The following is a 26,687-nucleotide window of genomic DNA, read 5'->3' on the forward strand; positions in this document are numbered from 1 at the left end:
GCCCTGATGGCGCTGCGTGCCGAGATCGCCAAGGTGGTGGTCGGGCAGGACGCCGTGGTGAGCGGGCTGGTGGTGGCGCTGCTGTGCCGCGGCCACGTGCTGCTGGAGGGCGTGCCCGGGGTGGCCAAGACGCTGCTGGTGCGCACCCTGGCCGCCGCCTTGCAACTGGATTTCAAACGCGTGCAGTTCACCCCGGACCTGATGCCCGGCGATGTGACGGGATCGCTGGTGTACGACGCGCGTACCGCCGAGTTCGAGTTCCGTGCCGGTCCGGTGTTCGCCAACCTGTTGCTGGCCGACGAGATCAACCGCACCCCGCCGAAAACCCAAGCGGCACTTCTGGAAGCCATGGAAGAGCGGCAGGTCAGCGTCGACGGCACGCCGCGTCCACTGCCGGACCCGTTCATCGTGGCGGCCACCCAAAACCCCATCGAATACGAGGGCACCTACCAGTTGCCCGAGGCACAACTGGACCGCTTCCTGCTCAAACTCACGGTGCCGCTGCCGCCGCGGGACCAGGAGATCGCGATCTTGAGCCGGCACGCGCAGGGCTTCGACCCGCGTGACCTGTCCGCCGTGCAACCGGTGGCCGGGGCGGCGGAACTGGCAGCCGGACGCGAGGCTGTGCGCCAGGTTCTGGCCGGTGACGAGGTGCTGGGCTACATCGTCGACATCGTCGGGGCCACCCGGCATTCGCCGTCGCTGCAACTGGGCGTGTCCCCGCGCGGGGCGACCGCGCTGCTGGCCACCTCACGGTCGTGGGCCTGGCTGTCGGGCCGCAATTACGTGACGCCCGACGACGTCAAGGCGATGGCCCGCTCCACGCTGCGCCACCGGGTGGCCCTGCGTCCGGAAGCCGAGCTGGAGGGCGCCACACCCGACGGCGTGCTGGACGGCATCTTGGCTGCCGTACCGGTGCCGCGCTGATGGTTCTCACCGGCCGCGCGGCTCTGGTGGCACTGGTGTGTGTGCTGCCGATCGCGCTGGCCCCGTGGCCGGCAACGGCTTTCGTGGTGTTGGCAGCGTTGTTGGCGGCCGGGGTGGCCGCTGACGTCGCACTGGCCGGCCGTATCGGCGGGTTGCAGCTGTCCCGCGGCGGGGATGCTACGGCGCGGCTGGGTCAGACCGGGGACGCCGTCCTTGCCGTGCACAACACCGGGCGACGACGGATCCGCGGCGCGATCCGCGACGCCTGGCCACCCAGCGCCACGGCACAACCGCGCGCACACCAGGTGAACATCGGTGCGGACCAACAGGTCCGATTGGTCACCCGACTGAATCCGGTACGGCGTGGCGACCAACGCTGCGAGTTGGTCACCGTGCGTTCGATCGGCCCCCTGGGTCTGGCCGGGCGCCAACGCTCAGCGCCGCTGCCCGGGCAGGTGCGTGTCCTGCCGCCCTTCCTGTCCCGCAAGCACCTGCCCTCGCGGCTGGCCCGGCTGCGGCAGTTGGACGGCGCGATTCCGGTGCTGATCCGCGGGCAGGGCACCGAATTCGACTCGCTGCGTGAGTATGTCGTCGGCGACGACGTCCGTTCGATTGACTGGCGCGCCACGGCCCGCCGCGCCGACGTGGTGGTGCGCACCTGGCGTCCGGAACGGGATCGTCGGGTGGTGATCGTGCTGGACACCGGGCGTACCTCGGCCGGCCGCGTCGGCGTCGACCCCACGGCACGGGATCCGGGCGGCTGGCCCCGGCTGGACTGGTCGATGGACGCCGCACTGTTGCTGGCCGCGCTGGCGTCACGGGCCGGCGATCACGTCGATTTTTTGGCCATCGATCGGGTGACCCGCGCCGGGGTCTTCAATGCCTCACGCACTGAACTGCTGGCCACGCTGGTCTCGGCGATGGCGCCGCTGCAGCCGGCCTTGGTGGAATCCGATGCCACCGCGATGGTTTCGGCGATATCGCGCCGGGTGCGGGGCCGGGCACTGGTGGTGCTGCTGACAGATCTCAACGCCTCGGCACTCGACGAGGGCTTGATGACGGTGTTGCCTCAGCTGTCGTCCCGCCATCAGGTGCTGCTGGCCGCGGTATCCGATCCGCGGGTGGACCAGTTGGCGGCAGGCCGTTCCGATGCCGCGCAGGTCTATGACGCCGCCGCTGCCGAACGGGCCCGCAACGACCGTCGGGCCATCGCGTCACGGCTACGCGGGCACGGCGTCGATGTGGTCGATGCCGCGCCCGAGGATCTGGCGCCCGCCCTGGCCGACCACTATCTGGCGATGAAGGCCGCCGGCAAGCTCTAGTTCCCGTGCGCGGCCCTTGCGCGAGCAGACACAAAACTGCCCATTTTCGCGTGCGAAGAGGCAGTTTTGTGTCTGCTCGGCGAAGTAGGTCAACCCGTCGGGACCACGTCGGGGGCGTCCTCCAGGTCGCCGCTCTCCCCGGCCCGGACGGCCTTGCGGCCGAAGTGGACCACGTAGCCAAGGAACGCGGCCTCGACGGCGACGCCGATGGCGATCCGCGCCCACGTGGGCAGCGCAGAGGGCGTCACGAGGGCTTCCACCAGGCCCGAGACGAGCAGCACGACCGCCAGCCCGATCGCGGCCGCGACGACTGCCCGCCCCTGTTCGGCAAGCACCTGGGCGCGGGGCCGGTCCCCGGGGGCGATCACCGTCCAGCCCAGCCGCATCCCCACCGCCGCGGCCAAAAACACGGCGGTCAGCTCGAGCAACCCGTGCGGGGTGAGCAGACCGAGGAACAGGCCGCCCTTGCCGGCGCTGAACATCAGCCCGGCGATCATGCCGAGGTTGGCCGCGTTCTGGAACAGCACATAGGGGATGGGCAGCCCGAGCAGGATCGCGAAGGCAATGCACTGGGCAGCCACCCAGGAGTTGTTCACCCAGACCTGCAACGCGAACGATCCGGCCGGGTGCTCGCTGTAGTAGGACTCGAAATCGTGGTTGACCAATTCGTCGATCTCACTGGGGGTTCCGATGGCCGCGTGCACCTCGGGGTTTCCCGACACCCACAGCGCCAGCGCGACGGTCACGATGAAGAATGCCACCGCCGACCCGAGCCACCACCGCCAGGACCGGTAGGCCACCACCGGGAACGACACCGTCCAGAACCGGACGAACTCGCGCCACAACGGGGCGTGCGCGCCGGTCACCGCGGCGCGGGCCCGCGCCACCAGCCCGGACAGCCGCCCGATCAACACCGAGTCCTGCGAGGCCGAACGCACCATCGACAGATGCGTGGAAACCCGTTGATAGAGGTCCACGAGCTCGTCGACTTCGGCGCCGGTCAACTGTCGGCGTCGTTTTACCAACTGCTCCAACCGGTCCCAGGTGGGGCGATGGGCCACGACGAACGCATCGACATCCACCCGACCAAGCCTATCGGTAGCGTGTGGCGGTATGGTCTCGCAGCCCGCGCCGGTGGTGACCGGGGACGCCGTCGTCCTCGATGTCGCGATCGCCCAGCTGCCGGTGCGCACGCTGGCCGCCCTGATCGACATCGTGGTGATCGCGGTTGGCTATGTCATCGGCGTGGTGTTGTGGTCGATCACGCTGAGTCAACTCGACGATGCGCTGTCGGCGGCCATCCTGATCATCTTCACGGTGCTGGCCCTCGTCGGGTATCCGGTGGTGATGGAGACCGCGACGCGGGGCCGCTCGCTGGGCAAGATGGCGCTGGGGCTGCGCGTGGTGGCCTCCGACGGCGGTCCGGAACGCTTCCGCCAGGCCCTGTTTCGCGGGCTGGCCGGCTTCGTCGAGATCTGGATGCTCACCGGTGGGCCCGCGGTGATCTGCAGTCTGTTGTCGGCCAAGGGCAAGCGCCTCGGTGACATCTTCGCCGGCACCGTGGTGATCAGTGAGCGGGGACCGAAGCTGAATCCGCCGCCGGTCATGCCCCCGCCGCTGGCGTGGTGGGCGTCCTCGCTGCAACTGTCCGGCCTCGGCCCCGAACAGGCCGAACTGGCCCGGCAGTTCCTGTCCCGCTCGGCACAACTCGACCCCCGGATACGTCACGAGATGGGCCGGCGGATCTTCGCCGAAGTGGCCGCACGCATCTCACCCCCGCCGCCGCCCGGGGCGCCGCCGGAGTACGTGTTGGCCGCGGTGCTGGCCGAGCGGCACCGTCGTGCCCTGGCCCGGTTGATGCCACCAGCCCCACCGATCGCGTTCCCGGCGCCCTATTCGGGTTACCCACCATCGGCACCGCCACCGAACAGCGGGTTTGCTCCGCCGGGATAGCTGTATGGGACATCACTGTCTCATTATGGCGCAAATGTGTTAGATTTTGACGCATGACCAGTTCGGCGACGGTACACAGCGGACCGCGTGAGCGCACCCGCAAGGCGATCCTCGATGCCGCCATGACGGTGCTGGCCGACAATCCGTCGGCGTCCCTGACCGACATCGCCACCACCGCCGACGTCGGCCGCAGCACCGTGCACCGGTACTACCCGGAACGCACGGATCTGTTGCGCGCCCTGGCCCGTCACGTGCACGAGCTCAGCAATGCGGCCATCGACCGCGCCGATCCCACCCACGGGCCGGCCTATGACGCCCTCCGCCGGGTGGTGGAGAGCCAACTCGACCTCGGCCCGATCGTGCTGTTCGTCTACAGCGAGCCGTCGATCCTGGCCGACCGCGAGCTGGCGGCGCACCTGGACACCGGCGACGAGGCGATCGTCGAGGTACTCAACCGAGCCTCGGTGGACCGGCCCGAATACCCGCCGTACCCGCCCGGCTGGGCCCGGCGCGTGTTCTGGGCCCTGCTGGATGCCGGCTACGAAGCCGCCAAACAGGACGGCACACCGCGCCACCAAATCGTCGACGCCATCATGACCAGCCTCACCGCGGGCACCGTGAATCTCCCGCGCGGCTGACCCCACTTTTCTGGAGCTCCCCGAATGTCCACCCGCCTCGACGGCTCGCCGTCGGTCTCCACCCCCAAACGCGCCTGGGTGGCCCTGGCTGTCCTGGCGCTGCCCGTGCTGTTGATCGCGATCGACAACACCGTGTTGGCTTTCGCACTGCCGTCGATCGCCGAGGATTTCCGGCCCCCGGCCTCCACCCAGCTGTGGATCGTCGACGTCTACTCCCTGGTGTTGGCGGCGCTGCTGGTCGCCATGGGTGGTCTCGGTGACCGGTTCGGCCGACGCCGGCTGCTGTTGATCGGCGCCACCGGCTTCGCGGCGATGTCCGTGGCGGCCGCATTCGCGCCGAGTGCCCAGTACCTGGTGCTGGCGCGCGCCGTGCTCGGCGTGTTCGGCGCCATGTTGATGCCGTCGACGCTGTCGCTGATCCGCAACATCTTCACCGACGCGTCGGCCCGCCGGCTCGCGATCGCGATCTGGGCTTCCTGCTTCACCGCCGGATCCACCCTGGGCCCGATCGTCGGCGGGGCGCTGCTGCAACACTTCCATTGGGGCTCGGTCTTTTTGGTGGCCGTACCGATCCTGTTGCCCCTGCTGATCCTGGGCCCCAAGCTGGTGCCCGAATCGCGTGACCCCAATCCCGGTCCGCTCGATCTGGTCAGCGTGGCGTTGTCGTTCACCGCGATGCTGCCGTTCGTCTGGGCGATCAAGACCGCCGCCCATGACGGGTTGTCGGTCGTCGTCGCGGCGGCGTTCGTCGCCGGCATCGGCTCGGCCGCCCTGTTCGTTCGCCGGCAGCGGCGCAGCGCCACCCCGATGCTCGACATCGGCCTGTTCTCCTACGGCCCGTTCAGCTCGTCGATCCTGGCGAACTTCCTGTCCATCGTGGGGTTGATCGGGTTCATCTTCTTCATCTCGCAGCACCTGCAGCTGGTACTCGGACTGTCGCCGCTCACCGCGGGCCTGGTGACGCTGCCCGGCGCGGTGGTGTCGATGATTGCCGGCATCGCCGTGGTGCAGGCCGCGAAACGTTTTGCGCCGCAGACGTTGATGATCACCGGGCTGATTTTCGTGGCCGCCGGGTTCATCCTGATCCTGCTGTTCCGCCACGATCTCTCGGTGGTCGCGGTGATCGTGTCGTTCGTCGTGCTCGAACTCGGCGTCGGCATCTCCCAGACGGTATCGAACGACACCATCGTCGCCTCGGTGCCGGCCGCCAAAGCCGGTGCGGCATCAGCTGTCTCGGAGACCGCCTATGAGTTGGGCGCGGTGGTGGGCACCGCGACCCTGGGCACCATCTTCACCGCGTTCTACCGCAACAACATTGCGTTGCCGGCCGGTTTGAGCCCGACGCAGGCCGCCGACGCCGGTGAGAGCATCGGCGGGGCGGTGTCGGTGGCGGCGGACGTGCCCGCGGCCACCGCGGCCCAACTGCTGGAGTCGGCCCGCACAGCGTTCGATTCCGGCATCGCCCCGACGGCCATCATCGCCGCAGTGCTGGTGTTGGCGGCCGCCGGGATCGTGGCCGCGGCATTCCGCTGATCGACGGCAGGCGATATGATCTCCCTAATTCTGGATACGCGTGTTTCCACAATAGGGGGATGGCGGGATGACCGACGTGATCGACCAGACCAGGATGGGCCGTCGAGCCCAGCAGTATCTGCCCGATTGGCAGCACACCACACCGACGCTGACCACCGCGCAGACCCGCATCCCGATCAACACGCCGATGCGGGAGGACTCCGCCCGGTGTGACCGCACCCAAGTGCAGGACGCCTTCGACGGCTGGGCGGCAGCCGGATCGGCGGCCAATGTCGCCATGCAACTGGGCTGGCCAGAAGTTGCCTACGGCGTCATGGAGTCCAAGGTCGAGTCCGGGGCGCTGATGAAGCATCCCTGGAAACGCCTGCGCACCACCGAGCAGTACCTCGCGGTCGCGATTCTGGGGACCGACGAAGAACGCGCCGCCTACCGCAAGGCGATCGACAGCGCACACCGCATGGTGCGCAACACTGCGACCTCACCCGTGAAATACAACGCGTTCAACCCGGAGCTTCAACTGTGGGTCGCCGCCTGCCTCTACATCGGCTTCGAGGACACCCACCAACTACTCCACGGCAGGATGAACGAGGAGCAGGCCGAGCAGTTCTATCAGTCCTCCAGCACGCTGGGCACCACGTTGCAGGTGACTGCCGACATGTGGCCGGCCTCGCGCAAGGAGTTCGACCACTACTGGAACGTCGCCTGCCAGCGGGTGACGTTCGACGACGCCCAAAAGCAATTCATCAACGATCTGATCGACCTGAAGATGATCACCCCGACGCTCGGGCTGCCGCTACGAGGGCTGTTGCGGTTCCTCACGATCGGATTCCTCGCTCCGCTGTTCCGCGAAAAGCTCGGATTGGCCTGGAGCGCCAAGGATCAGCGGCGGTTCGACAACCTGTTCCTGTTCGTCGGCTTCGTCAACCGGTTCCTGCCACGGCCACTGCGGTTCTCCGCGTTCTACCTCATCATGCGCGATTTCCGGCTGCGGCTGCGCGAAAACAAGGCCCTCATCTAAGGCACAGAAGGACATTCGACATGTTGAGAACCATCGGCCGCATCCTGGATCACAAGATGAAGGTCTCCGAGTACATCGGAACCCTGATCCTCATCGGGATCCCGTACGGAATCATCGGGGTGGTGTGGACCCTGACCCACACCTCTCACCTGTCCCAGATCGACAGCGCCTGGGACCAGGTCATTTCTTTTCTGGGGTCGATCGTGTGCTGGCCCGTGCTGATCTTCGCGAACGTGACGATGACCTAGGAGGACACCCGAATGATGGTTTTGGTCCGGCTCATCGACGTCGGCATGGAGTATGTGAAGTTGTTGCTCGGACTCAACGGCGGGCCGGCGCGCCGCACCTTGGCCTGGATCTCTTTCCTGTCATTGATATGCGCGGGCGTGGCACTCATCGCGTGGGGCGTGTGGGCCATCCCGATGCTCGTCGACACCCTGAACGGACACTGAGCGATGATCGGCAAGATCCTGGACCACGAGATGAAGTTCTCCGAGTTTCTCGGGCTGCTGATCCTGATCGGGATTCCCTACTTCCTCGTCGGTGTCGGATGGACGCTCACCCACACCGCACACCTGGACGGCATCCACAGCAACACCGACAAGGTGGTCTCGTTCCTCGGCTCGATCGTGTGCTGGCCGGTGCTGCTGATCTCCAACGTGACAATGACCTGAGCGCTGCGATCACGAAAGTGACGCTATGGCCGTAGTTTTCGACGCGTAACCACCTCAGCGTCACTTTCGCCGGAGATCAGGCGCTGATCCAGTTTCCGTGGAACCCGTACGGAACGCGTTGCGGCAGTTTGATGGTCGCGACGGGCTTTCCGCTGAAGTCCGACGCATCGAGGATCACCAGATCGCTGCCGTCGCGCTCGGGGTTGTAGACGTAGCCCAGATACCAGCCGTTGCTCTCGTCGGCCGGGCCCGCCCCGGGGACGAACACCGCCTCTCCGGGTCCACCGGAGCCGAGCTCGTGACGGACACCTGCACCAGTGCGCAGGTCATAGCGGATCCAGGCTTTGTCCGCGACGGACACCGCGTACTTGGCAGGCAGACCGGCCAGCCGATCGTCGATGCGGGGGAACTCGACCCCGAGTTCGTCGAGCTGGCGTTCGCGGATGGTTCCGGCGGCCAGGTCGATCCGCCACTCCCACAGCTTGCCTTCGACATCGAAGCCACCGTCATTGCGCCACATCTCAGGGTATCGAACCGCCTGCAGCACAATCGAATTGCCGTCATCATGGGCGTTGGCGACGTGGAAAACGTAGCACGAGTCGATGTCGAACCAGCGGATCGAGGCGTCCGGATCGTCGCGACGCAGCACACCGAACCGGGCACCGTAGTCATCGCTCCAGCGGTAGGGCATGCCGCTTTCGCCCTCGGCCACCGCGACGTCCAGGTCGAACACCACCGGCAGATCCATGAAGATGACGTGGCTTGCCGTCATCGCGAAGTCGTGCATCATGGTGTGCGCCTTGACATCCACCGGTCGATTGACGATCAGGTCGCCGTTGGCGTCGGCCCGGTGGTAGGTGACGTAGGGCTCGAAGATGCTGCCGTAGGAGAAGAAGTGCAGCTCGCCGGTCGTCGGGCAGATCTTGGGATGCGCGGTCATCGAGTCGATGAGCTTGCCGCCGAAGTCGTAGGCGCCCACGGTTTCCAGGTCGTTGGTGATCTCGTAGGGCAGTGAGGACTCCACCAGCGCCAGGGTCTTGCCCGCGTGGTTGACGACGTGGGTGTTGGCGACGGAGGAGCGCAGGTTGCGGGTGCCGTCGTCGTTGTACAGCCGGAAGTCCTCGATGAAGCTGTCGGTGCACACCCAGCGGTTGCGGTACCACTTGGCCGCGCCGTTCTCGATGCGGACACCGTGGATCATTCCGTCGCCGGTGAACCAGTGCTGCCCCGCCTGGCGCGGGTTGGGCCCGTTTCGCAGGTACCAGCCGTCGAGTTCGGCGGGGATCGCGCCATCGACGGGCAGGTCGTATTCGGTGAGTTCGTCGGCGACGGGCGCGTAGTTACCGCGCCGGAAGAAGTCGGTTTGACCGATGGGCAGTGCGGAAGTCATGCATTCACGGTGACATTCCACAACTGACATGTCAATAGTGAAATGTAGGCTGCCCTCATGAGTCTGCGGATGGCGACACTTGGCCTGTTGGCACAGCACCCGGGCAGCGGGTACGACCTGCTCAAGCGGTTCGAGAAATCGATGGCCAACGTCTGGCCGGCCACCCAGAGCCAGCTGTACGGCGAGCTCAACAAGCTGGCCGACGCCGGCCTGATCGAGGTGTCGGCCATCGGACCACGCGGCCGCAAGGAGTACCGGATCACGCCCGCCGGCCGCAGCGAACTGCAGCACTGGATCACCAACCCTGCCGACGACCCACCCGAGCGCAGCGCCGCCCTGCTGCGGCTGTTCCTGCTCGGCGAAATATCCCGGGATCAGGCACTCGCCCACCTCGAGGCAGTGGCCGCGCACGCCGACGCGGAAGTCGCACGCCTCAAAGAACTGGAGGCGTCCATCCCCTGGCCCGATGCCGACGACCTCTACGGGCACGCCGTCCTGGAATACGGCCTGCGCCTCAACACCATGCAGGCCCAGTGGGCCCGGTGGCTCACGAAGACTATCGACAAACGATAGATCTCGATATATCGTTGACGCATCGGAAGCGCGGACCGCGCTCCCCTACGACAACGAAGGAGTCATTCCAATGACCAACCCATTCAACCCACCAGGCGGCTTCGGATTCGTGCCCTTCGGCCGCGAAGAAGCCCGCGCCATGTTCCGCCAGGCTCGCACCGCCCGTCGCGATCTCCGTGACCAGATGCGCGCCCAGGCCCACGCCGCCCGCGAGCAGCGCGTCGATCCCACCTGCCAGGCCGGACCCGGATTCGAACCGCGCGGCGGCTTCGGCTTCGGCTTCGGTCCGGGCCCCTTCGGCGGCGGGCCTTTCGGCGGACCTTTCGGTGGCCCGCGGGGTCGCGGCGGCCGGGGTGGCCGACGGGGCCGACGCGGTGACGTCCGTGCGGCCATCCTGACCCTGCTGGCCGAGCGGCCCATGCACGGCTATGAGATGACGCAGGAGATCGCCGCCCGCAGCAACAACCTGTGGAAGCCGAGCCCCGGCTCGGTGTACCCGACCTTGCAACTGCTGGTCGACGAGGGCCTGATCGTCCCGGCCGAAACCGAGGGCAGTAAGAAAACTTTCGAGTTGACCGCAGAAGGCCGCCAGGCCGCCGCCGAGATCGACACCCCGCCGTGGGAGCAGATCTTGGCAGATCAGGAAGACGAGACCCCCGGCCACCAGAACCTGCACGGGGCCGCTGCGCAACTGATGACGGCCGTCGGCCAGTCGGCCTATGCCGCCACCGAGGAACAGCGCCAACGCATCCTCGACATCGTCAACAACGCGCGCCGCGAGATCTACCAGGTCCTGGCCGAGGAGTGAACAGCCCGTAGGCTGCCCTCGTGGACAGTCTCGTCGCCGTCGTCGTTCCCGCGCTCGTCGCAGTATTGACCGCCGCCGGCGCCGTCATCGGACTCGAATTCCGCGATGTCGACGCCTACGAGCGCCGGCGCGGCATCTGGCAGTGGCTCCTGGTCCTGCTCGCCGCGGTCGCGACGATGGGCGCCACCGGTTCCGCGTCCGGTGTCGGCAGCCTGTGGCAGGCCGTCTTGATGGCGGTGGTCGCGGTGGCCGCCATCGTGTTCGCCCACGTGATGTGGCGGCGTCGGGTTCCCGACGCCGAACCCAGGATCCAGGCCATCGCGACGGCTGCGGCCCTCTCGGCAGTCGTGGTGGTGGTGGGCTCGACTGCCCTCATCTACGTCCAGAACACGGGCTGCCGGCAGGTCGATCCGCTGGTGCAGTCCAGCCGGGCCAGTTCGGCCTTCGTCATGCCGGCGGTCGGCCCCAACCAGGGGCCGACGGTCGGTGACTACCAGGACTGGGCCAAGATCATCCGGGAACAGGCCGACCAGGTGACCAAGGGCGAGGCCGCCCAGCACGCCCAACGACTGGCCGAGGTAGCTGAGCAGATCGCCGACTCCGTGCGCACCAACAACACGGGTCGGCACTACGAACTGTCGGTCGAGTTCTACGACGAACTCAAGCCGATCCTGACCAAATGCCAGATCCAGTTGACCGCCTAGATCTCCACCCAATCCAGCGTGCGTTCAACGGCTTTGCGCCAGCCGGCATAGCCGGACTGCCGGGCCTCGTCATCCCATTGCGGGCTCCAACGCTGGCCTTCCTGCCAGTTCGTCCGTAGATCCTCCGGGCTCTCCCAGAACCCGACCGCGAGCCCGGCCGCATAGGCCGCGCCCAGTGCGGTGGTCTCGGCCACCACCGGCTTGACCACCTCGACACCCAGCACATCGGCCTGGATCTGCATGCACAGCGTGTTGGCGGTGATGCCGCCGTCGACCTTCAAAACCTCAAGGTGCACACCGGAATCGGCCTCCATGGCCTCCACCACGTCGCGGCTCTGATAACAGATCGCCTCGAGGGTGGCGCGGGCCAGATGCGCGTTGGTGTTGTACCGGGACAGCCCGACGATGACACCCCTGGCATCGGAGCGCCAGTACGGGGCGAACAGCCCGGAGAACGCGGGCACGAAGTACACGCCGCCGTTGTCGGTGACCTGCCGGGCCAGTGCCTCGCTCTGGGCCGCACCACTGATGATGCCCAGCTGATCCCGCAGCCACTGCACCGCCGAACCGGTCACCGCGATCGAACCCTCAAGGGCATAAACCGGTTTCGCGTCTCCGAATTGATAGCACACCGTGGTCAGCAGCCCGTTGTCCGAGCGCACGATCTTCTCACCGGTGTTGAGCAGGAGGAAATTGCCGGTGCCATAAGTGTTCTTGGCCTCACCGGGTGACAGGCAGACCTGCCCCACCATGGCCGCCTGCTGGTCACCCAGGATGCCGGTCACCGGCACCTGCCCGGCCAGCGGTCCGTCGTCGCGGGTGATCCCGAACGACTCCGGATACGACGACGGCCTGATCTCGGGCAGCATCTGGCGCGGAATGTCGAAGAGCGACAACAGCTCGTCGTCCCAGTCCAGGGTTTCCAGGTTCATCAGCATGGTGCGGCTGGCGTTGGTGACGTCGGTGACGTGTAAGCCGCCGCGGTAGCCGCCGGTCAGATTCCAGGTCACCCAGCTGTCGGCGGTACCGAAGATGGCGTCACCGTTTTCCGCGTCGCGACGCACCCCGTCGACGTTCTCCAGGATCCATTGAATCTTGCCCCCGGAGAAGTACGTCGCGGGCGGCAGCCCGGCCTTGCGTCGGATCACGTCGCCGCGGCCGTCTCGGTCCAGGGCCGCCGCGATGCGGTCCGTGCGGGTGTCCTGCCAGACGATGGCGTTGTGGTACGGCCGGCCGGTGTGGCGATTCCACACCAGCGTGGTCTCGCGCTGATTGGTGATGCCCAGCGCGGCCACGTCAACGGCGGACAGGTTGGTCTTGTTCAGTGCGGTCATGATCGCCGCCGCGGTGCGTTCCCAGATCTCGACCGGGTTGTGTTCCACCCACCCGGCTTTGGGCAGGATCTGCTCGTGTTCGAGCTGATGACGTCCCACCTCGGCCCCACTGTGATCGAAGATCATGCAGCGCGTGCTGGTGGTGCCCTGGTCGATCGCGGCTACGAAGTCGGCCAACGTCTTTCCTCCATACAGGTAGAACTACTGTGCCGGGAACCTGTCGCAATCGTCCATGATGGCCTACATGGACCGCGAGCCGACCGATATCGACCGGATGCCACGGGGCGGGTTCCGGGCGTCCTGCCTGGACCGGCTGCTGGAGACCGACCGGCAGGAATATCTGGACCGCGATGATGTCGACGTGTCGGTGAAACGCCAGGTGATCGGCGCCCTGGACTGGACCGGCCGGTTTTTCAAGAACCATCAACGGTTCGCCGGGATCGCCCTCGATCTCCTCGCCGACGTGCCCGATCCACGCATCCTCGAACTGGGTGCCGGCCATGGCCGGGTGTCCCGTCAACTGCTGGCCGATCACCCGACGGCCCGGGTCACGGTCACCGACGTCGATGCCGAGTCGGTGGCCCGCATCGCCGAAGGTGACGTCGGCAGCCATCCCCGCGCCGAGGTGCGGCAGATGGACGCCACCGCGATCGACGCCGCCGACGACAGCTATGACCTGGTGCTGTTCGCACTGTCCTTTCACCATCTGCGCCCGGCCCAGGCGGCGCGGGTGTTCGCCGAGGGCACGCGGGTGGCCGAGACGCTCCTGATCATCGACCTGCCGCGGCCGCCGGCACCGCTGCACCTGCTGCGGCTCGCCACGATGTTGCCCGCCGCCCTGGTCTTGCCGTTCGCCCACGACGGGGTGATCAGTTCACTGCGCACCTACAGTCCCTCGGCCCTGCGCACCCTGGCCCGCCACGCCGACCCGTCGATCGAGGTCCAACTGCGCGGCGGCCCGAATTCGCCGCAGATCGTCATCGCTCGCAGAAGCCGTTGACATGCAAGGTCTTTACGCGCTCAAACCGTGGTACACCCGTCGCCTCGGCGGCATCGTCGACGCCGCGGTGGCGCGAGGCATCTCCCCCGACGTCTTCACCGTCGCCGGCGTGATCGCCGCGGCGGCCGCTGCCGTCGCCGTCGCCTACGGTTGGTGGCCGCTGGTGTTCGTGCTGCTGGGCGCGCGGTTGGCCGGTGCGAACCTCGACGGTGCGGTGGCCCGGGCCCGCGAGGTGAGCCGGCCGTGGGGATTCGTGCTCAACGAGATCGGTGACCGGACCTCGGACCTTCTGGTGTTCGCCGGGTTGACGGTGTGGGCCGCACGCACCGGCGGATCGGTCATCTGGGTGCTGGTGGCGGCACTGGCCGCGACCCTGCCGACGTTCGCCTCACTGGCTGCCGCGGGGGCGGGTGCGACACGGCGCAACGGCGGTCCGTTCGGCAAAACCGAGCGGTGCCTGGCGATCGTGGTGGCCTGCGCGCTACCCGCGCTGCTGGGCTGGGTGTGTGCGGTGATCGTGACGGGTTCCGCGCTGACCATGGTGACCCGACTGCTCGGTACCCACCGCGAACTGGCCGTCTGATGCTGGTCGACGAGTATCTGCGGCTGCTGCACTGGGACCGCAACCTGCCGTTGGTGATCGACTGGGGCCCGTTCGACATCCACATCGTCGGCCGGTCGGTGTTCTACCTGTGGGTCACGCTGATCATCCTGGCCCTGGCCGGCATCGCGGTATTCGCCTCCCGCAAGCGGGAATTGATCCAGAAGTGGACCACCTGGGTCCTGATCCTGCCGGTGGTCGGCATCCCGATCTGGCTGGGCCGCGGGCCGACGGCGATCCTGGCCGCGGTGCTGGCCGTCGTCGCCGTCACCGAGTATGCCCGCCTGGTCAAGCTCAACCGGGTCGACACCTCGGTGCTGCTCGGGCTGGCCGTGCTCTATCCGCTGACCGCGTGGCTGCATCCGACCTGGTTGGGTTTGGCCGCCATCGGCGTGCTGTTGTGCGCGTTGCCCGCGGTACTCGGCGGCGACGTCGCCGACGGCAGCCGCCGCGCCGCGTTCACCGGATTCGGTTCGGTGTGGATCTGTTGGTCACTGGCGCATCTGGTGATGTTGTGGGAGAACGCTTTTCTGGTCTGCTTCGCCGCTGCCGCCACCGATGTTGCCGCCTGGTGCGGCGGTAAAGGGTTGCGCCGCTTCGGCTGGGCCCGCCGGCCGCTGTCCCCGTTGAGCCCGAACAAGACCGTCGGCGGAATCGTCGGCGCGGTGCTCGGCGCGTTCCTGGTGCTGACGTTGTTGGGCACGATCTCGGTGGGCCTGCTCGTCGCGGTGGCGTTCGGCGGGGTGTTGGGCGACCTGTTGGAGTCGATGGTCAAACGCCAGGCCAACGTAAAGGACGCCGGCGACTGGCTGCCCGGGTTCGGTGGTCTGCTCGACCGCATCGACTCCCTGCTGTTGGTCCTGCCTCTGGCGTATCTGCTGTCATGAGCCCTGTCGTCATGAGCCCTGCTGTCATGAAAATGGGCAGCCGGTTCCGGCATCACCTGTGGCGCGTGGCGTGCAGCCTGTCCGGCGGCCTGACCGTCACCGGGCGCTGGCAACATCCGGGCGGCTGCATCGTCGTGGCCAATCACGGTTCGCATGCCGACACCGCCGCACTGCTGGCGGCATTGCCGCCCTCGGCGGCACCGGTGTTCGCCGCGGCCTCGGACTACTGGTTCGACGTGCCGGTGCGCCGCTTCCTGATCACCACGCTGGCCGGTGCGCTGCCCGTGCGCCGCACCGCGTCGAGCACCTACGCCGGGCTCCTTGAGGCGGTGCGGCCCGCCGTCGCGGCCGGTCGCGCCGTCGTCGTCTTCCCCGAAGGCACCCGCTCCCGAAACGGGGACATCGGCGAATTCCGGTCCGGGGCATTGCATCTCGCCCGTGATTGCGGTGTGCCGGTGATCCCCGTCGCGCTGCTGGGCACCCGCGACGTCCTGCCCAAGAACGGCGCATTCCATCCGGGGCCCATGGAAGTCCGCCTCGGCGAGCCGGTCGACCCGAACACGCTCGATGCCACCGGGCTGCGTTCGGCGGTGGTATCAGACCGCGACGCGGCCCCGGTCCGCACCCGCACCTCGCGGATCTGGGCAGCGGTGGCCCGCGTGATCGATACGCGGCTGAGCGTGCTGCTGGCGCTGCTGTGGGGTTTCGCCGAGGCGCTGAGTTGGCCGATCATCGCCGAGATGGCGTTGATCACCTTGGCTGTGGCGGTCCCGCGCCGGGTGATGCCATGGGCGCTGGCGGTGACGGCCGGGTCGGTGCTGGGCGTGGTGACCACAGCATGGTTGGCCGCTCGGGGCGTGTTGTTGCCGGCGCCGTGGACGACGGTCCGCATGGCCGCCACCGCCTATGAGCAGCTCGCCGCCGGCCCGCACGCCATGTTGAACCAGGCGCTCTCCGGTGTGCCGGTGAAGGTGTACGCCCGCGCCGCCGGACTGCACGGGATCGACCTGTGGGCCTTGGCCGGCTGGACCCTGATCGAGCGAGGGTGGCGAATCTGTCTGTGGGGGTTGGGGATCTGGTGGCTGGCCCGACTGCTGCACCCGTGGCTGCGGCGGTTCTACGGTACTTACCTGGTGCTGGTCGGCATCGGGTTCGCGGTGGCGCTCAGCGCGATCGTCGCGGCCTGGTCGTGACGTGCAACAGCCACGCGAACGGCAGCGTGGCCAGCAACGTGACGACAAACAACACCGTCGCCGAGCCGGTGTACACGTGCCACCGGAGCACGAACTCCATGACCAGATCCATCGCGACGACGTGCAACAGGAAGATCTCGTAGGAGATCTCGCCGAGCCACACCATCGGCCGGCTACCCATCACCCGGGCGTACACGCCGTTGCCGTTCAACGCCAGCGGGGCCACCACCAGGGTCGCGATGATCGCGTAGAACATGGTCTTGGCGAGGTCTTCGGTCATTCTCAGCGAGACGGCGGTGGTCACCCCCGCGATCGGGGTGGACACCACCAGATAGCAGGCCAGCGCCAGGGGTAACGCCGCCAACGCATAGCAGCGTGCGCCCGTCGTGCCCAGCACCGCGAGCATCATCCCGCCGACGAACCACACCAGATAATGCGGGAGCCACGTCCCGCCACCCACCGGAAGCCAGTCGGTGTTGTGCAACAGCAGCAGCCACACGGGGCTGACCGCGGCCAGCGCCGCCAGCCCCGACAACAGCAGCAGCGGGCGAAAACGTCTGCGGCACAGCACCGCCAACAGCAGATAGGCCAGCAGGGGCAGCACCGCATAGAACGCGACCTCCACCGCCAGGCTCCACATCTGGCTCAGCCCCTGGTGCAGATATGCCGTGAAGTAGTTGTCGCTGTAGATCTGGGTCAGGCTCAGGTTGCGCAGCAGGCCGGTCCAGGTATGTCCCGGATTCGGTTGCACCGGCCGGATTTCGTAGATGCCGTAGACCACGAGGACGGTGACGACGTAGGCGGGCATGATGCGGCGGAACCGATTTCGCGCATAGCGTCGGGTACTGGGCGCGTCTCCCTCAGAGGGTCCGGAGGCGGCCGCCTGCACCCAGGGCCGGAACAGCAGCAGCCCGGACAGCACGAAGAAGATCGCCACCCCGACCTCGAGCCGAGCGCTCATCAGACCCAGATACCCCTGCGAAAGCAGGCCGGTGCCGTACGCCGCGTGGGTGCCCATCACCGTCAACGCCGCCACTGCGCGTACGCCGGTGAGCGCGGCCACCCGGTCGGCACGCGAAACCTGTTCGAGACCGCCCTGCTCGGTGTCGTTCGACGACGACGTCACCGCGTCAGTATGCGACGGATGCACCCCGGTCCAGCTCGATGACCCGCTCCCCCAGGCCACGTCGGGCCATTTCGGCGCGGAAATCGTTCAATGACGACGCGAACACGCTGTAGTCGTCGAAGTGCACGGGGATCATCTTCGGCAGGTCCAGCAGCTCGACCAGATCGGCGCCTTGGCGCGCATCCATCGTCACGGTGAGACCGGGCAATTTCGGTCCGGCAGGCAGCCGGGTGCCGCCGAGATGCAGCACCCCGAGGTCGATCGAGGAGAACCGCACGGGGATCTCGCGTAGCTCGTCGACGAACAGCGTGTCACCCGAGATATAGAGGCGCCGGGTCGCGGCCCCATCGGTGAACTCGATCATCGACCCCATCACCGGAGGTAACAACCGATCGACCGGCGTCGGAGCATGCCGGCCCGGCAGGGACGTGACGGTCACCGTGGTCTGGCCCTTGACGATCCGATGGGATTGCCACGTCGTCAACCCGACGGCCGCCCCGAAGCCGCGGCGCGTAAGGCGTTTGGCGGCGTGCGGGGTGGTCACGATCGGCAGCGCGTGGTCCAGCTTGCGCTGCGTCACCCGGTCCCAGTGATCGCCATGCATGTGTGAGAGCAGCACCGCGTCCACCGGTGGGAGCTCCTCGATGGTCAACGCGGGTTCTTTCAACCGTTTGGAGAGCAGACCGTAGCCGAGGTAGGCGTGCTGTCCCCGGTGCAAGAAGTTCGGGTCGGTGAGCAGGGTGATGCCGTCGACCGCGATCAACGTCGTGGCGTTGCCCACGAAGGTGACGGTGATTTCCATTCCGACCGGCTACCCCGCGGTGCGGCGATTATGCGTGTTTGGTTGCGCCGGCCCCACGCGGCGTGTTGCATCGCGGTGTGGGCGAAGAGGTCAAGAACACCGAGTTCAGCCGGATGCACCGGCAGGAGTACCGGCGCAAGGTACAGCTGTGCCTCGATGTGTTCGAGACCATGCTGGCCCAGTCGAGCTTCGAGTTCGAACGACCGCTCACCGGCATGGAGATCGAGTGCAACCTCGTCGACAACGAGTACCAGCCGGCGATGTCGAACCAGGAGGTGCTGGCCGCCATCGCCGATCCGGCCTATCAGACCGAATTGGGTGCCTACAACATCGAATTCAACGTCCCGCCGCGCCCGCTGCCGGGCCGGGCCGCCCTGGACCTGGAGGAAGAGGTGCGGCTGAGCCTCAATGCCGCCGAGACCAAGGCGAACGAGGACGGCGCGCACATCGTGATGGTGGGCATCCTGCCAACGCTGATGCCCGAGCATCTTTCGAACGGCTGGATGAGCCAGTCCACGCGGTATCAGGCGCTCAACGACTCGATCTTCACCGCCCGCGGCGAGGACATGCCGATCGACATCTCCGGGCCGGAACGGCTGAGCCTGCAATCGGCGTCCATCGCCCCCGAGTCCGCGTGCACCAGCATGCAATTGCACCTGCAGGTCTCGCCCGCCGATTTCGCCCGCAACTGGAATGCCGCCCAGGTACTGGCCGGCCCGCAACTTGCGGTGGGCGCCAACTCGCCGTTCTTCTTCGGCCATCAGTTGTGGGCCGAGACCCGCATCGAGCTGTTCACGCAGGCCACCGACACCCGCCCCGACGAGCTCAAGGCCCAGGGGGTGCGGCCGCGGGTGTGGTTCGGCGAGCGGTGGATCACCTCGATCTTCGACCTGTTCGAGGAGAACGTGCGGTACTTCCCGTCGTTGCTGCCCGAGCTCTCCGACGAGGATCCGGTGGCCGAACTGGCGGCCGGCCGGGCCCCGCAACTGGCCGAACTGCGGCTCCACAACGGCACGATCTACCGGTGGAACCGACCGGTCTATGACGTGGTCAACGGACGTCCGCATCTGCGGGTGGAGAACCGGGTGCTGCCCGCCGGGCCGACCGTGGTGGACATGATGGCCAATGCCGCCTTCTACTACGGCCTGCTGCGGACCCTGTCCGAAGAGGACCGGCCACTGTGGACCAAGATGAGCTTCGCGGCGGCCCATCACAACTTCACCGCGGGCGCGCAACACGGTATCGATGCCCGGCTGTATTGGCCCGAGCTCGGCGAGGTGACGGCCGACGAACTGGTTCTGCGGCAGTTGCTGCCGTTGGCCCACGACGGGCTGCGCCGCTGGGGAGTGGCCACCGAGGTCAGCGACCGCTATCTGGGCGTCATCGAGGGCCGCGCCAAGACCGCGCGGACCGGGGCGACGTGGCAGGTGACGACGGTTCAGGAACTCCAGTCCCAGGGTCTGACGCGGCCGAAAGCACTGGCCGAGATGTTGCGTCGCTACGTCCAGCTGATGCACAGCAACGAGCCCGTCCACACCTGGGATTGAGACGCGTACTTTTGAATCATGACATCTGAACAGGTCATGGACTGGGATGGCGCATACAAGGGGGAAGCAGGTTTCGAGGGTTCGCCGCCATGGAACATCGGCGAGCCCCAGCCTGAACTCGCCGCGCTGCACCGGGCCGGGAAGTTCCGCAGCGACGTGCTCGACGCGGGTTGCGGTCACGCCGAGTTGTCACTGGCCCTGGCGTCCGACGGCTTCACGGTGGTGGGTCTCGATCTGAGCCCGACGGCGATTGCCGCCGCCAACAATGCCGCCCAGCTTCGAGGGCTCTCGACGGCCAGCTTCGCGCAGGCCGACATCACGTCGTTCACCGGTTATGACGGCCGGTTCAACACGGTGGTGGATTCGACCCTGTTCCACTCACTACCGGTCGAGGGGCGCGACGGGTACCTCCGTTCGATCCACCGGGCGTCCGCCCCGGGGGCGAGCTACTACGTGCTGGTGTTCGCCAAAGGCGCGTTCCCCGCGGAGTTGGAGACCAAGCCCAACGAGGTGACCGAAGTGGAACTGCGCGACGCGGTGTCGAAGCACTGGGAGATCGACGACATCCGGCCGGCCTTCATCCACGCCAACGCCGTCGCGCTGCCTGCCGACGCCCCGTTCGAGTTGCCCAAGCACGGTTTCGACGAGAAGGGCCGGATCAAGTTCCCGGCGTTCTTGTTGAGCGCGCACAAGGCAGAGTGACGGCCCTCCGCGGGTTGACGGGTGGTCGCCGGGGTTCGGTGACTCGGCCGGAACTTCGAACTCGGCAGTTTTCGGCGCAGTTTCGGGAGGGATATCCGACGTGCCCGGCTGCGCGCGACTTTTCAGCGACAATCGCCACACTGACGTCATTGAGCCTCACCAATCCCATTGTCGCTCGGCGATTTCGGCACTTCTGCATCACCGGCCTCATGCGCATCGTCTGTCCAGTGCCCGACTATCAGCGACTCCGTCGCTGATAGCTGGACATCTCAAATTCCGTGGCCCCTGAGGCATTTGGAGACTCAAGTGGCCTGAGTAAACTTCGGCGGTGCGCCACCGATACCCATGGTGCGGATGCGGCGATTGTCGCTGAAAAGTCGCGCGTAGGCGGGCACATCGACACCGCTTCCGGTCCGGAACACGCCGAAGGCTTTCCGTACCAGGATCGGCCGCGTCCAGAACCAGGACCAGAACCAGGTCACGTCAGGGCAGGGCAGGGCAGGGCAGGCGGCGCCGGCTATGGCACGTCGCGCAACACCGCGGCGAATTGCTCGAGATCTTCGGCCGTGGTGTCGACATGAGGTGAGACTCGCAGCACCGGCTTGGTCATCTCGAATGGTGCTCGCGCCAGTTCGCATGCCGTGGTGACGATTCCTCGTTCGGCGATCAGCCAGGCCCGCACCGAGGCCGGATCAGCGCCGTCGGTGGGTTCCAGTGTGGTGATCGCGGTAGGCTCGTCGACGCGTTCCACCACCTGCCAACCGGGCACCCCGGCCAACACCCCCCGCGTCATGCGGCCCACCTCGGCAAGCCGATCCCGGACGAGTTCCGGCCCTGCAGCGAGGTGTTCACCGAGCGCCACCGAATAGCCGATGCGGGTGGCCTCATTGTGCTCACCGTGCTCGAAACTCTGCAGCGCGGTCATCGGCACATCCCAGTCCACCGGTGGCATCCGCCGCCGCATCCGCGCAGCCAAACCCGCGTCCACCGCGAGGAACCCGACCCCGCGCGGGCCCGCCAGCCATTTACGCGACGACGAGTAGATCGCGTCGGGCCCAACCCGGCAGTCCAGATGCCCGAAGGCCTGCGCGGCATCCACGACGAGCGGCACACCCGCATCGCGGCACACCGCGACCATCTCGGCCAAGGGTTGCGCCACACCGCGGTGGCTGGCCAGCGCCGTGAAGTGCACCAATGCGGGCGGATCGGTGGCGAACAGCCGGGCGGCGTCGTCAAGGGCAACCCGGCCATCCCCGTCAACCGGCAGCGCGCGTACCTGAAAACCATTGGCCGCCATGGTCGCCAGGTTCGGACCGAACTCACCGGGCAGGCAGGCCACCGTGCGCTCACCGGACCAACTTCCGAGCAGCAGGTCCAGCGAATGATTCGACCCCGACGTGTACACCACGTGGGCGGCATCGAGTCCGCTCAGCGCCGCGACGGCGGCGCGCCCCGCGTCGAGCACGGGCGCGGCCGCCTCCGCGGCCACATACCCGCCGACCTCGGCCTCATGACGGGCGTGGACGGCAACGGCGTCGATCACGGCGAGCCTCTGCCGTGAGCAGGCGCCGCTGTCCAGGTGCAGGCCGGCGACCTTCGGCCGGGCATCCGCCCACTGCTGCGCAAGGTTCATTTCACGGCCAGTGACAGGCCGAAGTCGCCCTCGGCGTCCGTCCACCAATGCGTTTGCCGCAACCCGGCTTTCGTCAACTCATCGGCCACCCCGCCGACCCGGAACTTGCACGACACCTCGGTCAGCATCTCCTCGCCGGCCTCGAAGGCCACGTCGAGACCCAGGCCGGCGACCCGGACGTGTTGCGGTGTGCCCGCCCGCAGCCACATCTCGATGCGTTCCTCGTCGGCATTCCACTTCGCCACATGCTCGAAAGCCTCGAGCGCGAAATCTGCGTCGAGTTCGCGGTTCACCACCGACAACACGTTGCGGTTGAACGCGGCAGTGACACCGGCACTGTCGTCGTAGGCGCGGACCAACCGGCCGGCGTCCTTGACCAGGTCGGTCCCCAACAGCAGGCTGTCCCCGGGCTGCATGGCGTCGGCCAGCGCCGCGAGGAACTCCGCCCGCGGACCGGGCGTCAGGTTGCCGATCGTGGACCCGAGGAAGGCCACCAACCGTCGGCCCACCGCCGGAATCTTGCCCAGATGTTCCTCGAAATCGCCGCACACCGCGTCGATTTCGATTCCGGGATACTCTCGCCCGATCGCCTCCCCCGCCATGCGCAGCACGCCCGCGTCGACGTCGAACGGGATGAATCGGCGCAGCTGCCCACCATCCCGCATGGCATCGAGCAGCATCCGCGTCTTCTCCGAGGTGCCACTGCCCAACTCCACCAACGTGTCGGCACCGGCGGCCGCGACGATCTCCGGTGCGCGGTCGCGCAGGATCGTCGCCTCGGTGCGCGTCGGATAGTACTCAGGTAGACGGGTGATCTGATCGAACAGATCGCTACCGACGGCATCGTAGAACCACTTGGGCGGCAGGGTTTTCGGCGACCCGGTCAACCCCTCGCGCACATCCCGGCGCAACGCGTGGGCGGCCGAGTCGGCGGCCAGATAGTTGGACAGGGTGAGCGTCATACCGATCCTTTCAGAGGTGTGAGCTCGACGTCAGTGCCGGCCACGATGACCAGATGCCGGTCCGGAATGTCCGACCAGTTCGGATCGTCGTCGTACGGTTCGCTGGCGAGAACCACGCCATCCGGCAGCCGCAGCATCGACAACGTGTCCCCCCAGGTGGTGGCCACCATACGGGAACCATTGGCGGCCAGGATGTTCAGCCGCGCATTGGGGTCCAGGGCTCCGACTTCGGCCACCGTCTCACCGAGCACATCCAGGCCCCGCTGGAAGATCAGAGCAGCCAACACCGCGCTGTCCACCGTGGACTCGGCGACAGCGCTCAACGGCAGCACCGCCCGATCCACGATCCCGTTGTGCGACAACAGCCACTGACCATCGGTGAACGGTGCCGAGGCCGAGGGTTCGATCGGCATACCGATGGTGGCCGAACGCACGGCGGCGACCACGCACCCACTACTCAGCGCCGGGGCCACCGACGCGAAGGACGCATCGGTCCACAACGGCTTGTCACTGCGCCAGCGGCAGGGACGGTCCGTCGGCAAATCGGGCGAGTAAAACCCGGCACCCCAACCGTCGGCGTTCATCAAGCCGTGCTTCTGCCGCCGCGGGGCGTACGACTGCACCAGCAGGCCCTGCGGCGGGTCCAGCACCAGAGAGGCCACCGACCGCGGCGCGCCCAGCCATCCGAGATGCCGGCACATCAGCCGATTCCTCCTCGCGCAAGCGGTTCGTCGTCGACGTCCCAGGCCAGCCGCACGCCGGAAAAGATCTGACGCCGGATCGGGTGATCCCAGTTGCGGAAGCTGGGTCGCAGGATGTCGGCGGACACCGCCCACGATCCGCCCCGCAAGACGCGGTACTCGCCAGCCCCATTGCCTTCGAAGAAGGGTTCGGTGTAGCGGTCGTACACCATCGGGGTGAAGCCCGGCCAGGGGCGCAGCGGCGAGGTGGTCCACTCCCACACATCACCCAACATCTGCTCGACACCATAGGCCGACGCACCGGCCGGATAGGCACCCACGGGCGCGGGTCGACGTGCCTCGCCGCCGAGGTTGGCCAGCGCTGCGGTTGGTTCGGTTGTCCCCCAGGGGAATCGGCGTCGCGCACCCACCGCCGGATCCCACGCACAGGCCTTTTCCCATTCGACCTCGGTGGGCAGCCGGGCCCCCGCCCAGGCGGCGTACGCCTCGGCTTCGAAGAAGGTGACGTGTTGGACCGGTTCGTCGTCCGGGATGGCCTCGACGTGACCGAACCGGGTCCGCGTGCCGTCCTGCCCCCAGAATTGCGGCGCAGACAAACCCGCCTCCTGCCGATGGACCCAACCGCGCTCCGACCACCACCGCCGTTGCCGATAACCACCGTCGTCGATGAACTGTCGCCATTCACCGTTGGTCACCGGCACCCTGCCGATGCGAAACGGCGCCACGTCCACGACATGCGGCGGACGCTCGTTGTCCAGTGAATGCGGCTCGGTCAGTTCATCCACGCCGAGTACGAACGGACCACCGGGAATGAGTACGGCGGTACCGGCCAGCCCGGGCCGGCCGGCGGGCAGCGGGATTCCGTGATCGAGCAACGGCGGGCCGGCGCGCAGATTCAGTGCCTGGAGCATGGTTTCGTCGTGCTGGTTCTCGTGGCTGATCACCAGGCCGAAGTTGAAACCGGGATCGTCAGGGTCGAGAGAATCCAAGGCGTCCAAGGCCTTCGACCGCACCGTTGCGCAGTAGCTGCGGGCATCGGTGGGCGGCAGCAGGGGAAGATCGGCGCGGCTGGCCCGGGAATGCACGAAGGCGTCGTAGAGCCGGTCGACCTTCGGGGACAGCAGACCCGGGCGCGCCGACTCGCCCCCGCGCAGCAGCCACAACTCCTCCTGCTGTCCGATGTGGGCGAGGTCCCACACCAGCGGGCTCATCAGGGGGCTGTACTGGCGGTGCAGTTCGGCGTCGTCGAAATCGACCAGGCGTAGTGTGCGGTTCCGCGCCCGGGTGAGCTGCTGCGCCAGCATCTCGCGTGTGCTCAAAGCTCACCTTTCACCAGTTGGCTCATCGCAGAGGCGATCCCGTGGCCCACCACCTGGTCGGCGAAATCGTCGGCCGGGCATCGCCCCTGCCGGACCGAACGCAGCAACCGGGCCATCGATTCCGCGAGTCCGGCCGGAGCCCGCTGCGCGGCAGCCGACACACACGTGATCGCCGATTCCTGCAGGCGCCGATCGGCCAGGCCGATCCGCGCGGCCCGGTCCCAGGCAGTGGCCACCGGAGCCGTCGCCTCCGTGGCCACCACGGCGGCCTCGGGATCGTCGAGCAGGGTGGTGAGCATGAACACCACCGCCGGCCACAGGGTGTCGGGCACGCTGTCGAGATAACGGATCTCCAGCCAGCGCCGTGGCCGCACCGGAGGAAACAACGTGGTCAGGTGGTACTCGAGATCGGCTTCGGTGGGGCGTCGGCCCCCGAGGACAGCGCGTCCGTCGGCCCAATCGGCGAACGGGACCCAGTTGGTCACCGGAACGGAATCGGGGCTGTTGACCAACATCACCGGTGCACGTAGCGCATAGCGCGCCCAGTCGCTGGCCGGATCATCGCCGTCGGCACCCAGCACGGGCCCGCAGCGTGCCGAGTCGAGCTGTCCCCACACCCGCTGCCGGGACGACTTCCAGCCGGTGAACCGCCCGTTCAACATCGGCGAATTCGCTGTGACGGCAATCATCGTCGGACCGAGGGCGTGAGCCAGGCGGACCCGCTGGGCCCAGCCGTCGCGGGGGCCGGCGTCCAGGTTCACCTGCACCGAGGCGGTCGAGGTCATCATCGCCGCGCCGGCCTGGGCGGACCCGCTCGCCGCGAAGAACGTCTCCATGGCCTGATATCGCGGGCCCGGGTTGACGCGCTGGGTGGGCCGCACCGGATCGGCACCCAACAGCACCAGGCTCAGACCGTGGCGGGCGAACTGCGCGCGCAGCACGGCGCGGTCGGCCTGTAGCGCGGCAAGGGCTGCTGATGCGCCGTCGAGCGGTGGCCCGGACAGCTCGACCGCGCCGCCCGGTTCGACGGTGATCCGGCTGCCGCCCGGCATGGCCGGCGCCGAGGCGATGACTGCGGCGAGCTCCTCCCAGCCCGGGCGCCGCAACGGGTCGTCGATGTCGAAGCAGTGCGCCTCGATCTCCAGGCCGACCTGCCCGACCGGACCGTCGTCGAGGCAATGCGCTCCGATGTACGCCGCGGCGTCTTCGGCACTGGTGAACTCGACGGGAGTCAGGCCAGAGGCATCAGTCCAGACGGGTACTGCCATAGCACCACCTCCCGATCCTCACCGCTGTCAAACGGCTCGGTTGAGTTCCATCATCCAGATCGCACCGACATG

At 67.5% G+C, this 26,687-nt stretch carries 29 protein-coding genes; 18 read left to right on the forward strand and 11 right to left on the reverse strand.

The annotated features are described in order from the left end of the window. Window positions 1-6: 6 nt before the first annotated feature. Both A5740_RS20805 and A5740_RS20810 read left to right on the forward strand, forming a co-directional pair. A complete protein-coding gene (locus A5740_RS20805; protein ID WP_254849276.1) occupies window positions 7-927 on the forward strand; it encodes a MoxR family ATPase in 921 nt (306 codons plus the stop codon). Beyond that, a complete protein-coding gene (locus A5740_RS20810; protein ID WP_076197141.1) occupies window positions 927-2,249 on the forward strand; it encodes a DUF58 domain-containing protein in 1,323 nt (440 codons plus the stop codon). The genes A5740_RS20805 and A5740_RS20810 overlap by 1 nt, the downstream gene beginning before the upstream one ends. Before the next feature lie 89 nt (window positions 2,250-2,338). Here the strand turns inward: A5740_RS20810 and A5740_RS20815 are convergent, their stop codons facing one another. After that, entirely contained in the window at window positions 2,339-3,331 is a 993-nt protein-coding gene (locus A5740_RS20815; RefSeq protein WP_076197143.1) for a stage II sporulation protein M, read from the reverse strand. Window positions 3,332-3,362: 31 nt separating this feature from the next. Here A5740_RS20815 and A5740_RS20820 point away from each other — a divergent pair, with 31 nt between their 5' ends. From A5740_RS20820 to A5740_RS20850, 7 genes are all read left to right on the forward strand, one after another. Next, a complete protein-coding gene (locus A5740_RS20820) occupies window positions 3,363-4,202 on the forward strand; it encodes an RDD family protein (RefSeq protein WP_076197145.1) in 840 nt (279 codons plus the stop codon). A 53-nt stretch (window positions 4,203-4,255) separates the two neighbouring features. After that, window positions 4,256-4,840 (forward strand): TetR/AcrR family transcriptional regulator, encoded by a 585-nt coding sequence (locus tag A5740_RS20825; RefSeq protein WP_076197147.1) that lies wholly within the window; start codon window positions 4,256-4,258, stop codon window positions 4,838-4,840. Between the two features lie 24 nt (window positions 4,841-4,864). Then, window positions 4,865-6,373 carry an efflux MFS transporter LfrA gene (gene lfrA / locus A5740_RS20830; RefSeq protein WP_076197149.1) on the forward strand — a complete coding sequence of 503 codons (1,509 nt, stop codon included), beginning with the start codon at window positions 4,865-4,867 and terminating at the stop codon, window positions 6,371-6,373. Window positions 6,374-6,440: 67 nt separating this feature from the next. Next, complete coding sequence (locus tag A5740_RS20835) at window positions 6,441-7,391, forward strand: oxygenase MpaB family protein (RefSeq protein ID WP_254849273.1); 951 nt, start codon at window positions 6,441-6,443, stop codon at window positions 7,389-7,391. A 20-nt stretch (window positions 7,392-7,411) separates the two neighbouring features. Beyond that, window positions 7,412-7,639: a hypothetical protein gene (locus A5740_RS20840; RefSeq protein WP_076197151.1), complete on the forward strand. Its 228-nt coding sequence runs from the start codon at window positions 7,412-7,414 to the stop codon at window positions 7,637-7,639. A gap of 12 nt (window positions 7,640-7,651) precedes the next feature. Next, window positions 7,652-7,843, forward strand: coding sequence for a hypothetical protein (locus tag A5740_RS20845; protein WP_076197153.1), 192 nt, complete (start codon window positions 7,652-7,654; stop codon window positions 7,841-7,843). Between the two features lie 3 nt (window positions 7,844-7,846). Beyond that, entirely contained in the window at window positions 7,847-8,065 is a 219-nt protein-coding gene (locus tag A5740_RS20850) for a hypothetical protein (protein WP_076197155.1), read from the forward strand. A gap of 76 nt (window positions 8,066-8,141) precedes the next feature. Here A5740_RS20850 and A5740_RS20855 read toward each other — a convergent pair whose 3' ends face one another. Then, window positions 8,142-9,455 (reverse strand): carotenoid oxygenase family protein, encoded by a 1,314-nt coding sequence (locus A5740_RS20855; protein ID WP_076197157.1) that lies wholly within the window; start codon window positions 9,453-9,455, stop codon window positions 8,142-8,144. 57 nt (window positions 9,456-9,512) lie between these two features. Here A5740_RS20855 and A5740_RS20860 point away from each other — a divergent pair, with 57 nt between their 5' ends. From A5740_RS20860 to A5740_RS20870, 3 genes are all read left to right on the forward strand, one after another. Further along, entirely contained in the window at window positions 9,513-10,028 is a 516-nt protein-coding gene (locus tag A5740_RS20860) for a PadR family transcriptional regulator (protein ID WP_076197159.1), read from the forward strand. A gap of 70 nt (window positions 10,029-10,098) precedes the next feature. Then, window positions 10,099-10,836, forward strand: coding sequence for a PadR family transcriptional regulator (locus tag A5740_RS20865; protein WP_076197161.1), 738 nt, complete (start codon window positions 10,099-10,101; stop codon window positions 10,834-10,836). A gap of 20 nt (window positions 10,837-10,856) precedes the next feature. After that, entirely contained in the window at window positions 10,857-11,540 is a 684-nt protein-coding gene (locus A5740_RS20870; RefSeq protein WP_076197163.1) for a hypothetical protein, read from the forward strand. Here A5740_RS20870 and glpK read toward each other — a convergent pair. Beyond that, window positions 11,537-13,051, reverse strand: coding sequence for a glycerol kinase GlpK (glpK, locus tag A5740_RS20875; protein ID WP_076197165.1), 1,515 nt, complete (start codon window positions 13,049-13,051; stop codon window positions 11,537-11,539). The genes A5740_RS20870 and glpK overlap by 4 nt on opposite strands. Window positions 13,052-13,109: 58 nt before the next feature. Here glpK and A5740_RS20880 point away from each other — a divergent pair, with 58 nt between their 5' ends. Genes A5740_RS20880 through A5740_RS20895 form a run of 4 tightly spaced genes read left to right on the forward strand, consistent with a single transcriptional unit; the run spans window position 13,110 to window position 16,555 of the window. Continuing rightward, entirely contained in the window at window positions 13,110-13,874 is a 765-nt protein-coding gene (locus A5740_RS20880) for a class I SAM-dependent methyltransferase (RefSeq protein WP_076197255.1), read from the forward strand. Window position 13,875: 1 nt separating this feature from the next. Further along, complete coding sequence (locus A5740_RS20885) at window positions 13,876-14,457, forward strand: CDP-alcohol phosphatidyltransferase family protein (protein ID WP_076197167.1); 582 nt, start codon at window positions 13,876-13,878, stop codon at window positions 14,455-14,457. Continuing rightward, a complete protein-coding gene (locus tag A5740_RS20890) occupies window positions 14,457-15,362 on the forward strand; it encodes a phosphatidate cytidylyltransferase (RefSeq protein ID WP_076197169.1) in 906 nt (301 codons plus the stop codon). The genes A5740_RS20885 and A5740_RS20890 overlap by 1 nt, the downstream gene beginning before the upstream one ends. 11 nt (window positions 15,363-15,373) lie before the next feature. Beyond that, the gene (locus A5740_RS20895; RefSeq protein ID WP_254849274.1) at window positions 15,374-16,555 is read left to right on the forward strand and encodes a lysophospholipid acyltransferase family protein; all 1,182 of its coding nucleotides are present in this window, start codon (window positions 15,374-15,376) and stop codon (window positions 16,553-16,555) included. Here the strand turns inward: A5740_RS20895 and A5740_RS20900 are convergent. Together A5740_RS20900 and A5740_RS20905 are read right to left on the reverse strand one after the other, a co-directional pair. After that, window positions 16,527-17,681: an acyltransferase gene (locus A5740_RS20900; RefSeq protein ID WP_076197173.1), complete on the reverse strand. Its 1,155-nt coding sequence runs from the start codon at window positions 17,679-17,681 to the stop codon at window positions 16,527-16,529. The two genes, A5740_RS20895 and A5740_RS20900, sit on opposite strands and share 29 nt — an antisense overlap. Before the next feature lie 4 nt (window positions 17,682-17,685). Further along, window positions 17,686-18,483, reverse strand: coding sequence for an MBL fold metallo-hydrolase (locus tag A5740_RS20905; RefSeq protein ID WP_076197175.1), 798 nt, complete (start codon window positions 18,481-18,483; stop codon window positions 17,686-17,688). Between the two features lie 77 nt (window positions 18,484-18,560). Here A5740_RS20905 and A5740_RS20910 point away from each other — a divergent pair, with 77 nt between their 5' ends. Beyond that, window positions 18,561-20,030 (forward strand): glutamate--cysteine ligase, encoded by a 1,470-nt coding sequence (locus tag A5740_RS20910; protein WP_076197257.1) that lies wholly within the window; start codon window positions 18,561-18,563, stop codon window positions 20,028-20,030. 18 nt (window positions 20,031-20,048) lie between these two features. After that, window positions 20,049-20,732, forward strand: coding sequence for a class I SAM-dependent methyltransferase (locus A5740_RS20915; RefSeq protein ID WP_076197177.1), 684 nt, complete (start codon window positions 20,049-20,051; stop codon window positions 20,730-20,732). A 302-nt stretch (window positions 20,733-21,034) separates the two neighbouring features. Here the strand turns inward: A5740_RS20915 and A5740_RS20920 are convergent, their stop codons facing one another. From A5740_RS20920 to egtA, 6 genes are read right to left on the reverse strand one after another with little or no spacing between them, the layout of a single operon-like run. Then, the gene (locus A5740_RS20920) at window positions 21,035-21,214 is read right to left on the reverse strand and encodes a hypothetical protein (RefSeq protein WP_076197179.1); all 180 of its coding nucleotides are present in this window, start codon (window positions 21,212-21,214) and stop codon (window positions 21,035-21,037) included. A 35-nt stretch (window positions 21,215-21,249) separates the two neighbouring features. Then, window positions 21,250-22,365, reverse strand: a complete 1,116-nt coding sequence (egtE, locus tag A5740_RS20925; RefSeq protein WP_076197181.1) for an ergothioneine biosynthesis PLP-dependent enzyme EgtE — start codon at window positions 22,363-22,365, stop codon at window positions 21,250-21,252. After that, complete coding sequence (egtD, locus tag A5740_RS20930) at window positions 22,362-23,327, reverse strand: L-histidine N(alpha)-methyltransferase (protein ID WP_076197183.1); 966 nt, start codon at window positions 23,325-23,327, stop codon at window positions 22,362-22,364. Before egtD ends, egtE begins: the two co-directional genes overlap by 4 nt. After that, the gene (gene egtC / locus A5740_RS20935) at window positions 23,324-24,028 is read right to left on the reverse strand and encodes an ergothioneine biosynthesis protein EgtC (RefSeq protein ID WP_076197185.1); all 705 of its coding nucleotides are present in this window, start codon (window positions 24,026-24,028) and stop codon (window positions 23,324-23,326) included. The genes egtD and egtC overlap by 4 nt, the downstream gene beginning before the upstream one ends. After that, window positions 24,028-25,332 (reverse strand): ergothioneine biosynthesis protein EgtB, encoded by a 1,305-nt coding sequence (egtB, locus tag A5740_RS20940; protein WP_371454782.1) that lies wholly within the window; start codon window positions 25,330-25,332, stop codon window positions 24,028-24,030. Before egtB ends, egtC begins: the two co-directional genes overlap by 1 nt. 11 nt (window positions 25,333-25,343) lie before the next feature. Continuing rightward, on the reverse strand, window positions 25,344-26,615 hold the full coding sequence (gene egtA / locus A5740_RS20945; RefSeq protein WP_076197189.1) for an ergothioneine biosynthesis glutamate--cysteine ligase EgtA: 1,272 nt from the start codon (window positions 26,613-26,615) through the stop codon (window positions 25,344-25,346). Window positions 26,616-26,687: the final 72 nt, after the last annotated feature.

The organism is Mycobacterium sp. GA-1841, assembly GCF_001954135.1.
Classification (GTDB): Bacteria; Actinomycetota; Actinomycetes; order Mycobacteriales; family Mycobacteriaceae; genus Mycobacterium.

Bases quoted from the DNA above. Each gene is read 5' to 3' on its own strand.
- A5740_RS20840 (WP_076197151.1), top strand. From the start codon at position 7,412: ATGTTGAGAACCATCGGCCGCATCCTGGATCACAAGATGAAGGTCTCC.
- A5740_RS20835 (WP_254849273.1), top strand. From the start codon at position 6,441: ATGACCGACGTGATCGACCAGACCAGGATGGGCCGTCGAGCCCAGCAG.
- A5740_RS20810 (WP_076197141.1), top strand. From the start codon at position 927: ATGGTTCTCACCGGCCGCGCGGCTCTGGTGGCACTGGTGTGTGTGCTG.
- A5740_RS20865 (WP_076197161.1), top strand. From the start codon at position 10,099: ATGACCAACCCATTCAACCCACCAGGCGGCTTCGGATTCGTGCCCTTC.
- egtC (WP_076197185.1), bottom strand. From the start codon at position 24,028: ATGTGCCGGCATCTCGGATGGCTGGGCGCGCCGCGGTCGGTGGCCTCT.
- A5740_RS20855 (WP_076197157.1), bottom strand. From the start codon at position 9,455: ATGACTTCCGCACTGCCCATCGGTCAAACCGACTTCTTCCGGCGCGGT.
- A5740_RS20845 (WP_076197153.1), top strand. From the start codon at position 7,652: ATGATGGTTTTGGTCCGGCTCATCGACGTCGGCATGGAGTATGTGAAG.
- A5740_RS20860 (WP_076197159.1), top strand. From the start codon at position 9,513: ATGAGTCTGCGGATGGCGACACTTGGCCTGTTGGCACAGCACCCGGGC.
- A5740_RS20885 (WP_076197167.1), top strand. From the start codon at position 13,876: ATGCAAGGTCTTTACGCGCTCAAACCGTGGTACACCCGTCGCCTCGGC.
- egtB (WP_371454782.1), bottom strand. From the start codon at position 25,332: ATGCTGGCGCAGCAGCTCACCCGGGCGCGGAACCGCACACTACGCCTG.
- lfrA (WP_076197149.1), top strand. From the start codon at position 4,865: ATGTCCACCCGCCTCGACGGCTCGCCGTCGGTCTCCACCCCCAAACGC.
- A5740_RS20905 (WP_076197175.1), bottom strand. From the start codon at position 18,483: ATGGAAATCACCGTCACCTTCGTGGGCAACGCCACGACGTTGATCGCG.
- A5740_RS20805 (WP_254849276.1), top strand. From the start codon at position 7: ATGGCGCTGCGTGCCGAGATCGCCAAGGTGGTGGTCGGGCAGGACGCC.
- egtE (WP_076197181.1), bottom strand. From the start codon at position 22,365: ATGAACCTTGCGCAGCAGTGGGCGGATGCCCGGCCGAAGGTCGCCGGC.
- A5740_RS20880 (WP_076197255.1), top strand. From the start codon at position 13,110: ATGGCCTACATGGACCGCGAGCCGACCGATATCGACCGGATGCCACGG.
- A5740_RS20895 (WP_254849274.1), top strand. From the start codon at position 15,374: ATGAGCCCTGCTGTCATGAAAATGGGCAGCCGGTTCCGGCATCACCTG.
- egtD (WP_076197183.1), bottom strand. From the start codon at position 23,327: ATGACGCTCACCCTGTCCAACTATCTGGCCGCCGACTCGGCCGCCCAC.
- egtA (WP_076197189.1), bottom strand. From the start codon at position 26,615: ATGGCAGTACCCGTCTGGACTGATGCCTCTGGCCTGACTCCCGTCGAG.
- A5740_RS20890 (WP_076197169.1), top strand. From the start codon at position 14,457: ATGCTGGTCGACGAGTATCTGCGGCTGCTGCACTGGGACCGCAACCTG.
- A5740_RS20825 (WP_076197147.1), top strand. From the start codon at position 4,256: ATGACCAGTTCGGCGACGGTACACAGCGGACCGCGTGAGCGCACCCGC.
- A5740_RS20820 (WP_076197145.1), top strand. From the start codon at position 3,363: ATGGTCTCGCAGCCCGCGCCGGTGGTGACCGGGGACGCCGTCGTCCTC.
- A5740_RS20850 (WP_076197155.1), top strand. From the start codon at position 7,847: ATGATCGGCAAGATCCTGGACCACGAGATGAAGTTCTCCGAGTTTCTC.
- A5740_RS20915 (WP_076197177.1), top strand. From the start codon at position 20,049: ATGACATCTGAACAGGTCATGGACTGGGATGGCGCATACAAGGGGGAA.